Source organism: Massilia sp. LC238, assembly GCF_000735635.1.
Lineage (GTDB): Bacteria > Pseudomonadota > Gammaproteobacteria > Burkholderiales > Burkholderiaceae_D > Telluria > Telluria varians.
In genome coordinates this window covers 33,973-47,359 of the sequence record NZ_JNNN01000062.1, presented here as the reverse complement: position 1 = coordinate 47,359, position 13,387 = coordinate 33,973, and the positions used below count along the sequence as shown (strand labels likewise).

Sequence of the window (13,387 nt, the reverse complement as noted above, 5' to 3'; positions counted from 1 at the left end):
CGGGACTTGCCTGGCGTGAACTGGTAAGATGGCGCCTGCCCGCAGCGTCCAGCCGGGCGGAACAACAAGGCATTGATGAACACTCTGATCCACGACAGCATTTTCGAGGCCGCACGGCGCACGCCCGATGCCGCGGCCCTGGCCTACGGCGCGCGGCGCTGCAGCTATGCGGACCTGGCCGGCCTGGTCGCGTCGGTCGCGCTGCTGCTGCGCGAGCAGGGCCTGGCGCCCGGCACGCGCGTGGCCGTCTATATGGAAAAGCGCATCGAGAACGTGGCGGCGATGTTCGGCGCCGCTGCCGCCGGCTGCGTGTTCGTTCCCGTCAATCCGCTGCTCAAGCCGGAGCAGGTGGCCTACATCCTGGCCGACTGCAACGTGCGCCTGCTCGCCACCACGGCCGACCGGCTGGCCAGCCTGGCGCCCGCGCTGGCGGCCTGCCCCGACCTGGAAACCGTGCTGCTGGCCGAAGCCGATGCGCAGGGTGCGCCGGGAACGGCCCTGCGCACCCTGGCCTGGAACGCCGTGACGGCCTGCGCGGCCGGCGCCTTCGACCCGACGGCGGCGCGCCGCATCGATGCCGACATGGCGGCCATCCTGTATACCTCCGGCAGCACCGGTGCGCCCAAGGGGGTGGTGCTGTCGCACCGTAACCTGGTGGCCGGCGCCGCCAGCGTGGCGAGTTACCTGGACCTGCGCGCGAGCGACCGCATCCTGTCGGTGCTGCCGCTCAGCTTCGATTATGGCCTGAGCCAGCTGACCACGGCCTTCTTGCGCGGCGCCAGCGTGGTGCTGATGAACTACCTGTTCCCGAAGGACATCGTGGCCATGGTGGCGAGCGAGCGCATCACCGTGCTGGCGGCGGTGCCGCCGCTGTGGAACGCGCTGGCGCGCCTGGAATGGCCGGCCGGCTGCAGCCTGCGCTTCATCACCAATTCGGGCGGCGCCATGCCGCCGGTCACGGTCGAGGCCCTGCGCGGGCGCCTGCCGTCTACCCAGATCTTCCTGATGTACGGGCTGACCGAGGCCTTCCGCTCGACCTACCTGCCGCCGTCCGAACTGGAGCGCCGGCCGGGCTCGATGGGCAAGGCGATCCCGAATGCCGAGGTGCTGGTGGTGCGTCCCGACGGCAGCCTCTGCGACGACGACGAACCGGGCGAGCTGGTGCACCGCGGCGCACTGGTGGCCATGGGTTACTGGAACGACCCCGAACGCACCGCGCAGCGCTTCCGCCCGGCACCCGGCCGCGAAGCCGGCCTGCCGCTGCCGGAACTGGCGGTGTGGTCGGGCGACACCGTGCGCCGCGACAGCGAAGGCTATTTGTATTTCATCGGCCGCAGCGACGAGATGATCAAGGTATCCGGCTACCGCATCAGCCCGACCGAGATCGAAAGCGTGGTGCAGGCCACCGGCCTGGTGCTGGAAGCGGCCGCCTTCGGCGTCGACGACGGCCAGCTCGGCCAGGCGATCGCACTGGTCGCGCAGGTACCCGATCCGGACGCCTTCGATCCGGCGGCCTTGCTGGCGGAATGCCGGCGCCGCCTGCCGGCCTACATGGTGCCGGCGCCGGACCTCGTCAAGCTGCAGGGCGACGGGCTGCCGCGCAACCCGAACGGCAAGATCGACCGCAAGCTGCTGCGCCAGACCCTTTACACGGAAGCACAGGCAACACCATGAGCACCGCCAAACCGCGCCACGCGCCCCAGATCCATTTTCCCGTCGTCGACGGCGAGCTCCAGGTCGGCGGCATCCCGCTGACCCGGCTCGCGCAGCGGGTCGGCCGCACCCCCTTCTTCGCCTATGACCGCGCGCTGTGCACGGCGCGGGTGCGCGAGCTGCGCACCCAGCTGCCGGAAGCGGTCGGCCTGCATTATTCGGTCAAGGCCAATCCGATGCCGGCCCTGGTGCAGCACCTGGCCGGCCTGGTCGACGGCCTGGATGTGGCCTCGTCGAACGAACTGCGCACCGCCCTGGATGCCGGCATGGCGCCAGGCCACGTCAGCTTTGCCGGCCCGGCCAAGACCGAGGCCGAACTGGCGCAGGGCATCGCGGCCGGGGTCTGCATCAACCTCGAGTCGGCGCGCGAGCTGGCCTGCGTGGCGCGCCTGGGCGACGCCCTCGGCATCGCGCCGCGGGTGGCGCTGCGCATCAACCCGGACTTCGAACTGAAATCCTCGGGCATGCGGATGGGCGGCGGCGCCAAGCCTTTCGGCATCGACGCCGAGCAGGCGCCGGCGCTGCTGTGCCAGGTGGCGAGCCTGGGCCTGGACTTCCAGGGCTTCCACATCTTCAGCGGCTCGCAGAGCCTGCGCCCCGAGGCCATCGTCGAGGCGCAATCGCAGAGCCTGGAGCTGGCGCTGCGCCTGGCCGGGGACAGCCCGCTCGCGGTGCGCCAGCTGAACATCGGCAGCGGCTTCGGGATTCCGTATTTCCCGGGCGAGGCGCGGCTCGACATCGCGCCGATCGGCGAACAGCTGGCAGGCTGGCTGCCGCGCCTGCAGTCCGGCCTCCCGCAGGCACGCCTCGCCCTGGAAATGGGACGCTACCTGGTGGGTGAATGCGGGATCTATGTGGCGCGCGTGCTGGACCGCAAGCTCTCGCGCGGGGAAGTGTTCCTGGTGACCGACGGCGGCATGCACCACCACCTGGCCGCCTCGGGCAACCTGGGGCAGGTCATCCGCAAGAACTATCCGGTGGCCGTGGGCAACCGCATGAACCCGGAGCAGACCGGTCCGGCCTCGGTGACCGGACCGCTGTGCACACCGCTCGACATCCTGGCCGAGCGGCTCGACCTGGCCCATGCCGAGGAAGGCGACCTGATCGTCGTGTTCCAGTCCGGCGCCTATGGTCCCAGCGCCAGCCCGGCCAACTTCCTGGGCCATCCCGCGGCCCTGGAAGTGCTGGTTTGAATCCCGGCCGTTAAATACCCGCGGGAGTACTGGCCGGAGGCTTTGGTGTGTCGCGCCTGGCTTTGCGTTTTCCGAACGGCAAGTGCAGCGGCGGGATATCGTCGTCCTGGGGGTAGCGAATCAGCACCTTGTCAAGCGTGATCACGATCGCCATCACGTAATAGGCCAGGTCGTAATACGCCAGGGTGAGGAAGGCGCCGGCTACCAGGTAGCCGATCTGGCTGACCTGGCACATTCGTGCCAGCATTGAGGCCCAGGCCAGCTCCGGCTTGTTTTCGCAGTGGCGAATGACGCGGCTCCCGGTGCGCCAGGTACAGGCATGCATTGCCAGGAACAGCGCTAATCCGAACCAGCCGTGCTCGCCCAACATCTGGAAGTAGATGCTGTGCGCGACGTGGAAGGTCTCCGGGTTCGGCGCGTATTTCAGGAAACTGTCGGGCGAGAAGATGCCAGGGCCTCCGCCCAAGGGGAACTGATTGGCGACATTCACCGCGAATTCCCAGGCATTCAGGCGCCCCTGAGCCGACTCGTCTTCTTCGTAGTTATTGATCGAGTGCATGCGCCCGGTCCACTCTTCCGGCATCGATAGCAGAATCACGGGAGCCAGCAGCGCGATCGCAAGGCCGGTCTTGAGCTTTGACGTCGACTTCAGCCAAAGGAACAAGGCCATGGCTACGCATCCGACCAAGGCACCACGCGAATAGGAGCCGATCGTTGCTACGACCGTCAGCAGCGTTGTTCCGCCGGCTATCCACCTGCCCAGCTTCGTGCGTGCATGCGAACTCTGGTAAACCAGCACTGGCACTGTTACCAGGAGTGCTAGCGCAATCGTATTATTGTCGCTGATAAAGCTGTCTGCAGGACCAAGTACGCCGCTACGTCCGCCGGACAGGATCGTGTGGAATCCTCCCTTGAAGCCCCAGAAACCGAGCGAGATGGCGACCGTCAAGGCCAGCGCCTGAACGTCGCGCTTGCTACGCACGGTGAGGACAGTGATGAAGATCATTAGCATGATCTTGTAGACCCGGTCGCCGACCACCATGGCTCGTGTCGGGTCCTGCGCGAACAGGAAGGTCGTTACCATCCACAGGCAGAGCAGGCCAAGCATGATGACGGGGGGGCTGGGCGGGATCTTTTTCTGTTCCCGCGACAGCGCAACGCTGACCAAGGTGATTACGCACAGCAGCATCGCGAAGGGAAAATCGTAGGCAGTGCCGTAACTCAGCCGGTGCGGGTTCATCAGGCTGAACATGGCATAGGCCAGCGCGCCGACTACCGGTCGCTTGAAAATGAAGGGAATGATGCAAGCAAAGGCCAGGAAAATTAATGCGTCACGCACGGCACATCAATCCCTTGAACAGGTCGGTCACGCGGTGCGCGTTCGCATGCCAGGTCAGCTGTTGCTCGGCAATGGTGGCGCGTGCATTGACGGCGACGCGTTTGCGCAGCTCGACATCCTCGCACAGGCGCTTGACGGCGGCCGCCAGGCCGTCCGGCCTGGCCGGGTCGAACAGCACGGCATTGTCGTCGGCGCGCAGGATTTCCAGGATGTTCGGCTGGTCCGGGCCGACGATCGCCTTGCCCAGGGCAAGGTATTCGAACAGCTTGAGGGGCGACGCGTAGCTGACCACGGCCGGCTGCAGGGCAATGTCGAAGGCGGCCACGTAGCGCGCCACTTCGTCGCGTCCGATGATGCCGGTGAACTTGACGCGGTGCTCGATGCCGAGGTCGCGCGCCTGCTGCTCGAGCTCGGCGCGCACCGGGCCGTCGCCCACCACCAGCAGGTGGCGGCGCGATTCCGGCGGATCCTGGGCGATCAGCGCGATCACCTTGTCCAGGCCGTGCCAGTCGCGCACGAAGCCGGTGAAACCGAGCACCAGGTAGTCTTCCAGGCCGAGCGCGCGCTTGGCGGTCTGCACGTCCGGGGCGCTGTCGAAGCGTTCCGGGTTGATGCCGTTCGGGATCACCACGATGCGCTTGGGATCGACGCCGTAGGAAGCCACGATGTCACCCAGCACCTGGGTGACCGGCAGCACGACATCGGCATTGCGCCAGCAATAGGATTGCGACCAGCGGGCCAGGCGGGTCAGGGCCAGGCCGTCATAGCGCGCCCGCTCCTCGAGGATCGGGGCATTCACTTCGAGCAGCATGGGCAGCTTGAACTTGCGCGCGGCCCAGATGCCGGCCGGCAGGAACAGGTTGTAGCGCTCGTAGATGCAATCCGGCTTGTGCTCGCGGATCGCCTTCACCAGGCGGCGGTAGGCCACCAGCGAATAGGCGAATTCCATCAGCTCGTAGAAGGTCTTCGGCATGTAGCGCTTGAGCAGCGCCACCGGGCCGGCGTCCGAACCGAAGGATTCGGTCTCGGCGCTGGGCGGGGCGGCGATGATCACTTCATGGCCCTGCGCGCGCAGGGCGTTGATCATTTCTTCGATGTGGACGTACTGGCCGTCCTTGGAGCGGGTGCGGTGGTGATAAAGGATTTTCACGCAGCTTTCCTTGCCATGTCTTGTTTTCTTGCCAGGATGCGTCCGAACAGGTCGATCTGGCCCTGGGTGGTCGACTCCCAGCCGAAGCCTTCGGCATAGCGCCGGGTGGCGCCATGGTCGGGATAATTGGCGCGCAGCTGGGTCAGGGCCTGCACCAGGCCCTCCGGGGTCCGTTCCGGCATCAGGACGCCGGCTTCGGGCGCCGCCACCACTTCCGGGGTGCCCCACACGTTGCTGGCCACCACCGGCGTGCCGCAGGCCATGGCCTCGAGCAGCACGTTGGCCCAGCCTTCGCGGCTGGAGGACAGCACCATCGCGTCGGCGGCATTGTAATAAGTCTTCAGTTCGGTCTGGGCCACCGGACCCAGCAGGGTCACGCGGTCGGCCACGCCGAGTTCCTGCGCCAGGGCTTCGAGGTTCTTCTTTTCCGGACCGGTGCCGGCGATCAGGAGCTCGACGTCGGGCAGGGCGGGCAGGGCCCGGATGGTCAGGTCGTGCGCCTTGCGCGGGTCGAGCAGGCCGACCGAGAGCAGGGTGAAGCGGGTCAGGCCCAGCTGCGCGCGGGCGGCGGCCCGGTCCATCGGCTGGAAACGCTCCAGGTCGACCCCGTTGCGCAGCGGCGTGATGCGGTCCGCGCGGACACCCAGCCCCACCATTTCGTCCTTCAGGGCCTGGCACACCGTGATGATGCCGTCGGCCTGGCTGGCTGCTTCCAGGATCATCTTGCGTGGACGCGCGAAGTGGGGAATGAGGTTGATGTCGGTGCCGCGCGCAGTGATCACGACCGGCTTGCGGAAATACTTGCCGAGCATGACCGCGGCCACGCCGTCGGGATAGAAATAGTGGGCATCGATGGCATCGAAGTCGTAGCCCTCGTCCAGGATGCGGCCGATTTCCCGCTTGGCTGCATGGGCCAGGAAATAAGGCGTGACATTCATGCCGACCCGCGGCAGCACCACGTAGCGTGGGTGCGTCACCGACAAGCCATGACGTACTTCCGTCCGAGGCACCCGGGCCAGCTTGGCGTAATGGCCGAACCGTGGATTGTCCGAGGGGAACCATGGGACCGGCGCGACGACGCGCGATTCGACTTTTCCGCTAGCAACGAGATAACGCAGCCGGGTCTCGACGAAGATCCCATGGCTGGGCTGCTCCGTATTCGGGTACAGGGTGCTAAAGGTAAGTAACTTCATCTTGGGTCGCTTGGGAGGGCGTCCGGAACCGCTGAGTTGACAACGATACTACGGGGGGCCGCTGGAAAATATGAGTGTTGTGGAAACGAGAATTTTTTTGCCGGGGGGCAGCACGGTTGAATCACAACCCATAAAAATTTGACAACCATGATACTATAATTCAAGTTCTGTTAAGCATTGTTACGCGGCAATCGTGCTCGCCCCTCAGCCACACAGGAAGCCTTGCAGGGACTGGCTCCGCGCCCCGTTCAACACGCGCTTTTCACGCTTTCATGCTTATCACCTGCTTATCCATCACCCGCTTACTGAGATAACACTATGAAGATCACGATCATTGGAACCGGCTACGTGGGCCTGGTCTCCGGCGCCTGCTTCGCCGATGTCGGCAACACCGTTCTTTGCCTGGATGTCAACGAACAGAAGATTGCCTCCCTTAAAAATGGTGTGATCCCGATCCATGAACCGGGCCTGGACAGTATGGTTGAACGCAACGCCGCGGCTGGCCGCCTGCTGTTCTCGACCAGCTACGACGAAGCGGTGCAGCATGCCGAGGTCGTGTTCCTGGCGGTGGGCACCCCGCCGGACGAAGACGGCAGCGCCGACCTGACCCACATCCTGGCCGCGGCGCGCAGCATCGGCCAGCGCATCGAGAAGCCGCTGGTGGTGGTGGACAAGTCGACCGTGCCGGTCGGCACCGCCGACAAGGTGCGCGACGCCATCCAGGCCGAACTCGACAAGCGCGGTTCCACCGTGTCCTTCACCGTGGTCAGCAATCCTGAATTCCTGAAGGAAGGCGCGGCGATCGAGGACTTCATGCGCCCGGACCGCATCGTGGTGGGCAGCGACGACGCCGGCGCGACCAAGCTGATGCGCCAGCTGTACGCGCCCTTCAGCCGCAACCATGAAAAACTGGTCGAGATGGATATCCGCAGCGCCGAACTGACCAAGTACGCCGCCAACGCCATGCTGGCCACCCGCATCAGCTTCATGAACGAGCTGGCCAACCTGGCCGAAGTCCTGGGCGCGGACATCGAGTCGGTGCGCCACGGCGTGGGCCTGGACCCGCGCATCGGCTCCCAGTTCCTGTATGCCGGCATGGGCTACGGCGGCTCCTGCTTCCCGAAGGACGTCAAGGCCCTGGTCAAGACCGGCGCCGAGCACGACCAGGTCCTGCACATCCTGGAAGCGACCGAGCGCGTCAACGAAAACCAGAAGAACGTCCTGTTCAAGAAACTGGTCCGCTTCTTCGGCGGCGCCGACAACCTGCGCGGCAAGACCATCGCGCTGTGGGGCCTGTCGTTCAAGCCGAACACCGACGACATGCGCGAAGCGCCGAGCCTGGTCCTGATCCGCGAACTGTTCGCGCTGGGTTGCCGCGTGCGCGCCTACGACCCGGTGGCAAGCAAGGAAGCGCTGCACATCCTGCAGCGCGAGCACGGCGCCTCGCGCGTGGAGGAACTCCTGACCATCACCAGCTCGGCGGTAGCGGCATGCGACAACGCCGATGCGCTGGTGCTGGTCACCGAATGGAAGGAATTCCGCGCGCCGGACTTCCGCTCGCTGGCCGAGACCCTGCGCGCCAAGGCGATTTTCGACGGCCGCAACATCTACGATCCGGCCGAAGTGGCCGCTGCCGGCCTGGCCTATGAAGGGATTGGGCGCGTCAGCCGGAAGGCGGTGCAATGATCGGTGGGACGCATCGCGTCCTGGTGACGGGCGCGGCCGGCTTTGTCGGCAGCCACGTCGCCGCGCGCCTGGCGGCCATGGGCCACCAGGTGGTCGGCTGCGACAATTTCAACGACTACTACACGCCGCGCCTGAAGCACGACCGGGTCGCCGCGCTGCTGGCGCCGGCCGGGGTCGCGTGCGAAACCGTCGAGCTGGCCGATGCGGCGGCAGTGCAGGCCCTGTTCGAGCGCGTGCGCCCGACCCTGGTGGTGCACCTGGCGGCGCAGGCCGGGGTCCGCTACTCGCTGGAGAATCCGGCTGCGTACGTACAGTCGAACCTGGTGGGTTTCGGTAATATCCTGGAAGCCTGCCGCCACCACAAGGTGGAGCACCTGCTGTACGCGAGCAGCAGCAGCGTGTACGGCGCCAATGCCAAGGTTCCGTTCAGCGAGGACGACCAGGTCGACGAGCCGGTGTCGCTGTATGCGGCCACCAAGAAATCGAACGAGCTGATGGCGCATTCCTACAGCCACCTGTTCGGCCTGCCGGCCACCGGCCTGCGCTTCTTCACGGTCTACGGTCCCTGGGGCCGCCCGGACATGGCCTATTTCAGCTTCACCCAGAAGATGATGCAGGGCGAACCGATTCCGGTGTTCGCCGAAGGCCTGCTGACGCGCGACTTCACCTACATCGACGACATCGTCGAAGGCGTGGTGCGGCTGCTGTTCAAGCCGACCCCGGCGGAGCAAGGCAAGGCGGCGCATACCGTCTTCAATATCGGCAACCACAATCCGGTGCGGGTGCTGGACTTCATCCGCAGCATCGAGGAAGTCACCGGCATCGAAGCGCGCAAGGAATTCCTGCCGATGCAGGCCGGCGACGTGCCCGCCACGCATGCCTCGATCGACAAGCTCAGGGCCTGGGTCGGTTTCGTGCCGACCACGCCGCTCAAGGATGGCCTGGCGCGCTTCTACGAGTGGTACCGCGACTGGCCGGGACGCCAGTCCTGAAGCCGGCGGCAAGGAAGGAGAATCGAATGCCGGCTGAAATACTGCTGTTCCAGACCACCGATCCGGCCAAGGTGCGGCGCCGCCTGCTGCGCTTCCGCGAGGCTTTCCTGCGCCTGGGGCCCGGCTTCCATTTCGCGCTGGTGTCCTATGTGCCTGACGCGCGCACCGAGGTGCGCAAAGTGGTGCTGGACGGGATCGCGCTCGACCACTATGTGTTCGGGCCGGACGCGATCGACACCCTGGCCTATCCCTACAAGGGCGCGGCGCGGCCGTTCCGCCTGATCCCGGGCAACTGTGACCTGGTGGCCGTGCTGGCCCGCAAGGCGCTGCCGGACTACGCGCAGTACTGGGTGATCGAGGACGACGTCGAGTACTCCGGCGATGCCCACGCGCTGTTCGCCGGACTGGCCGGCCGCGAGGGCGACCTGCTGGCGACCCACCTGGCCAGGGGCTTCGACGAATGGACGTATTCCTCGATGCTGCGCTCTCCCGGCGGCGACGTCACGCCTTCGCAGAGCTGGCTGGTGTTCCTGACCTTCGTCCGCATCAGCGGCCTGGCGCTCGATACCATCGACCGCTATTACCGCGAAGGCTGGAGCGGGCATAGCGAGAACATGTGGGCCACCATCCTCAAGCACGCCGGCATGAGCGTGGTCGACATCGGAGGCAACGGCAAGTACGTGGGCGAGCAGGACCGCGGCCTGCGCTACTACGGCGAAGCCGGGGACCGTTTCGAGAAGAACGGCAGCTTCGGAACCATGAACATCCGGCTGCGCGCGGGACGCCGCAAGGACGTGCTATGGCACCCGATCAAGCCGCCGGCGGCCTGGCTGCGCCAGACCCGCAAGCGCTGGCTGTCGATCGGCCGCTACTACCTCGACCGGATGGGCTTGGGCGGCGCGCGCTCCGGCGCACTCGGCAACGACCGCAGCTAGACCCGATGCCCGCCGATGCGGGCATCGCCGTTTTTGGCGGCTGCCTTTTTCAGGACCCTGCGTTCACCCGCAGGAAAGTCTCGAACATCAGCACCTGCCACAGCGCCGCGCTGTGATCCTTGGTGCCGGCGATGTGCTGCTCGGCCATCGTGCTCAGGAAGTCCGCGTTGAAGATCCCCGTGTCCAGCAGCTGCGGCGAACGCACCGCGGCGCGCAGCTTGTCGCGCAGCGGCCCGCGCAGCCAGCCCGCGAGCGGGATCGAAAAGCCTTTCTTGGAGCGGTACAGCACGTCGTGCGACAGGAAGGGCTCGAGCGACTTCTTGAAGATGTACTTGCCTTCGCCGCCGCCGAGCTTGATGTCGCCCGGCAGGCTTGACGCCCACTCCACGAACGTATGGTCGAGCAGCGGCACCCGCACTTCGAGCGAATGGGCCATGCTGGCGCGGTCGACCTTGGTCAGGATGTCGCCCGGCAGCCAGGTCTTGAAGTCGAGGTACTGGATCAGCGCCAGCGGATCGTCGGTCGGCGCGTTCGCCGCGTGTTCGCGGAACACCTCGATCGCGCTGTAGCCCTGCAGGCGGCGCTTGAAGCCGTCCGAGAACAGCTCCTCGCGCATGCGGTCCGGCATGCGCGAGACGCCATGGAAGTAGCCCTCGACGGTGTCGCGCGCCAGCGCCTCGAAGGTGGTCTTGGCGCGCAGCACGCGCGGCGCCCAGTCGGCCTTCGGGTACAGGCGTCCCAGGGCGCCGAACACGGGTTTGCGCAGACCCAGGGGCAGCTTGTCGCGCACCCGCTGCTCGGCCATCGCGAAGCGGTAGCGGCGGTAGCCGGCGAAGTTCTCGTCGCCGCCGTCGCCCGACAGCGCCACCGTGACGCGCTGGCGCGCCAGCTGGCAGACCCGGTAGGTCGGGATCGCCGAACTGTCGGCGAAGGGCTCGTCGTACAGGCGCGCCAGGGTGTCGACCAGGCCGTAGTCGTCCTTGTCGACGATCTGCGAGAAGTGGTTGGTGCGGTAGCGCGTGGCGACCTCGTTGGCGTAGACCGATTCGTCGTAGTCCGGATCGTCGAAGCCGATCGAGCAGGTCTGCACCGCCTTGCTGTCCTGCTGCGCCATCATCGCCACCACCGCGCTCGAGTCGACGCCGCCGGACAGGAAGGCGCCGAGCGGCACTTCGGACTCCATCTGGCTGCCCACGCACTCGCGCAGGCGCTCGATCAGCTCGCGCTCGATGTCTGCCTGCGGGCGCTGCGGCTGCGGCTTGAAGGGCAGGTCCCAGTATTGGCGCGGCTTGATCTGCGTGTCGCCGATGCGCAGGGTGATGCAGTAACCGGGGCTGAGCTTGAAGGCGTTGTGGTAGATCGTGTTCGGCTCGGGCACGTAGCCGTAGGCGAAGTAATCCTCCACCGCGCGCGGGTTCAGCTCGCGCGACAGTTCCGGGAAGGTCATGATCGACTTCAGCTCGGAACCGAACACGAACAGGCCGTTCGGCAGCAGCGAATAGAACATCGGCTTGACGCCGACGTGGTCGCGCGCCATGAACATCAGCTGCTTGTTGCGGTCCCAGAGGGCGAAGGCGAACATGCCGCGCAGGCGCTGCACGCAGTCCTCGCCCCAGGCTTGATACGCCTGCATGATGACCTCGGTGTCCGACTTGGTGCGGAACACGTGGCCCTGGGCCACCAGCTCGTCGCGCAGCGCGCGGTAGTTGTAGATCTCGCCGTTGAACACCAGGGTCATGGTGCCGTCGGCGCTGCGCAAGGGCTGCTGGCCGGTGGCGATGTCGATGATCGACAGGCGGCGGTGGCCCATGCCGAGGCCCGGTTCCAGGTAGAGTTCGCCCTCGTCGGGGCCCCGGTGGAACTGGCTTTCGTTCATGCGCCGCAGCGCTTCGCGGTCGATCGGGCGAGCGCCGCGGGTATCCAGGATGCCGACAATTCCGCACATGGTAGGTGTTCCTTAAGTTTCTCTAATCTTTTTCTGGATTGCTTCAGCCAGGCTTAATCAAGCAGGCTGGCGAATCTTCTGCCGGCAAAGGCGGTCGTACAGCTTGCCGTACTCCGCCAGCATGGCGCGCATGCTGAAGGCCGCTTCGACCCGTGCGCGCGCCGCCTCGCCGCGCTGCCTGCGCAGGGCCGGGTCGCGCACGTAGCTTGCCAAGGTCCGGGCCAGCGCCTCGCTGTCCTGGACCGGCACCAGGCTGCCCTCGACGCCGTCGGTCACGACCTCGGGAATGCCGCCGACCTTCGATGCCACCACCGGCAGGCCGCAGGCCATCGCTTCGAGCATCGAGACCGGCGTGCCCTCGGCCAGCGAGGGCAGGGCGAACAGCGAGAAGCCGTGCAGCAGCGCGGCCACGTCGGCGCGCGCGCCGGGCAGCCAGACCACCTCCTGCAGGCCCAGGCTGGCCACCTGTTCGCGCACGGCGCCCATCAGGGGACCGTCGCCGACGATGCTCAAGCGCAGGCGCTCGCGCAGCGACGGCTCCAGCTCGCGCAGGCGGGCGAAGGCCTCGATCAGGCCACGGTGGTTCTTGACGTCCTGGATGCGCGCCACGGTGCCGATCACGATGTCGTCCGGCCCCCAGGGCGAGGCCTGGCTGGCGGCAGCGGCGGCGAAGCGCTCGGTATCGACGCCGTTCCGGATGAACAGGGTCTGCTCCGCCGGGATTCCTACCGTCTCACCCAGCCAGCGGCGCAGGTCTTCCGACACCGGGATGAAGCAGTCGATGAAGGGCGCCAGGCGGCGGCGCAGGAAGTTGTGCTTCGGGTTCAGGCCGTGCGGATCGCTGGCGTCGCGCCCGTGCTCGGCATGGATGCGGACCGGGACGCCGGCCAGCGCGCCGCTGAAGTTGTACTCGAGCGCCGACAGGTTGTAGGTGTGCAGGATGGCCGGACGCAGCCGGCGCATCAGTTTCCAGAACTTCAGGTGGGTGCCGAGCCCCAGGCCGGGCGGCTTGCCCAGCGCGTACAGCTCGACGCCGGGCTGGGTGATGCGCTTGGCGAAATCCGTATAGCGCGTCAGGCAGACCACCGCATGCCGGTAGCGTTCCGGCGGCATGCGGTTGATGCAGTCCACCAGCAGGGTTTCCAGCCCGCCGACGTCGAGCGAGTAGGTCAGGTGCACGACCAGCGGGCGCTGCATGCCGGGAGTCTCCAGGTGGGCAAGGTCGTTGCGCATGCTGCCTT

General features: G+C 66.5%; 10 protein-coding genes. 5 read left to right on the top strand and 5 right to left on the bottom strand.

What is annotated here, in order from left to right; translation table 11 throughout:
- Positions 1-75 precede the first annotated feature (75 nt).
- Entirely contained in the window at positions 76-1,674 is a 1,599-nt protein-coding gene (locus tag FG94_RS16705; RefSeq protein ID WP_036214020.1) for an acyl-CoA ligase (AMP-forming), exosortase A system-associated, read from the top strand.
- Positions 1,671-2,906 carry a pyridoxal-dependent decarboxylase, exosortase A system-associated gene (locus FG94_RS16700; protein WP_036214018.1) on the top strand — a complete coding sequence of 412 codons (1,236 nt, stop codon included), beginning with the start codon at positions 1,671-1,673 and terminating at the stop codon, positions 2,904-2,906. Before FG94_RS16705 ends, FG94_RS16700 begins: the two co-directional genes overlap by 4 nt.
- Before the next feature lie 10 nt (positions 2,907-2,916).
- On the opposite strand, the gene FG94_RS16695 is transcribed toward FG94_RS16700, so the two are convergent.
- The 3 genes from FG94_RS16695 to FG94_RS16685 are packed head-to-tail and all read right to left on the bottom strand — an operon-like array spanning position 2,917 to position 6,588.
- Positions 2,917-4,245, bottom strand: coding sequence for a putative O-glycosylation ligase, exosortase A system-associated (locus FG94_RS16695; protein ID WP_051996856.1), 1,329 nt, complete (start codon positions 4,243-4,245; stop codon positions 2,917-2,919).
- Complete coding sequence (locus FG94_RS16690; RefSeq protein WP_036214016.1) at positions 4,238-5,395, bottom strand: glycosyltransferase family 4 protein; 1,158 nt, start codon at positions 5,393-5,395, stop codon at positions 4,238-4,240. The genes FG94_RS16695 and FG94_RS16690 overlap by 8 nt, the downstream gene beginning before the upstream one ends.
- On the bottom strand, positions 5,392-6,588 hold the full coding sequence (locus FG94_RS16685) for a glycosyltransferase family 4 protein (protein ID WP_036214013.1): 1,197 nt from the start codon (positions 6,586-6,588) through the stop codon (positions 5,392-5,394). The genes FG94_RS16690 and FG94_RS16685 overlap by 4 nt, the downstream gene beginning before the upstream one ends.
- A gap of 318 nt (positions 6,589-6,906) precedes the next feature.
- Here FG94_RS16685 and FG94_RS16680 point away from each other — a divergent pair, with 318 nt between their 5' ends.
- The 3 genes from FG94_RS16680 to FG94_RS16670 are packed head-to-tail and all read left to right on the top strand — an operon-like array spanning position 6,907 to position 10,201.
- Positions 6,907-8,274 carry a UDP-glucose/GDP-mannose dehydrogenase family protein gene (locus tag FG94_RS16680; protein WP_036214011.1) on the top strand — a complete coding sequence of 456 codons (1,368 nt, stop codon included), beginning with the start codon at positions 6,907-6,909 and terminating at the stop codon, positions 8,272-8,274.
- The gene (locus FG94_RS16675) at positions 8,271-9,266 is read left to right on the top strand and encodes an NAD-dependent epimerase/dehydratase family protein (RefSeq protein ID WP_036214009.1); all 996 of its coding nucleotides are present in this window, start codon (positions 8,271-8,273) and stop codon (positions 9,264-9,266) included. The genes FG94_RS16680 and FG94_RS16675 overlap by 4 nt, the downstream gene beginning before the upstream one ends.
- 26 nt (positions 9,267-9,292) lie before the next feature.
- Positions 9,293-10,201: a hypothetical protein gene (locus tag FG94_RS16670; RefSeq protein ID WP_036214006.1), complete on the top strand. Its 909-nt coding sequence runs from the start codon at positions 9,293-9,295 to the stop codon at positions 10,199-10,201.
- Between the two features lie 49 nt (positions 10,202-10,250).
- Here the strand turns inward: FG94_RS16670 and FG94_RS16665 are convergent, their stop codons facing one another.
- Together FG94_RS16665 and FG94_RS16660 are read right to left on the bottom strand one after the other, a co-directional pair.
- Positions 10,251-12,146: an XrtA/PEP-CTERM system amidotransferase gene (locus tag FG94_RS16665; protein ID WP_036214003.1), complete on the bottom strand. Its 1,896-nt coding sequence runs from the start codon at positions 12,144-12,146 to the stop codon at positions 10,251-10,253.
- A 57-nt stretch (positions 12,147-12,203) separates the two neighbouring features.
- Positions 12,204-13,379 (bottom strand): TIGR03088 family PEP-CTERM/XrtA system glycosyltransferase, encoded by a 1,176-nt coding sequence (locus FG94_RS16660; RefSeq protein WP_081926039.1) that lies wholly within the window; start codon positions 13,377-13,379, stop codon positions 12,204-12,206.
- Positions 13,380-13,387: the final 8 nt, after the last annotated feature.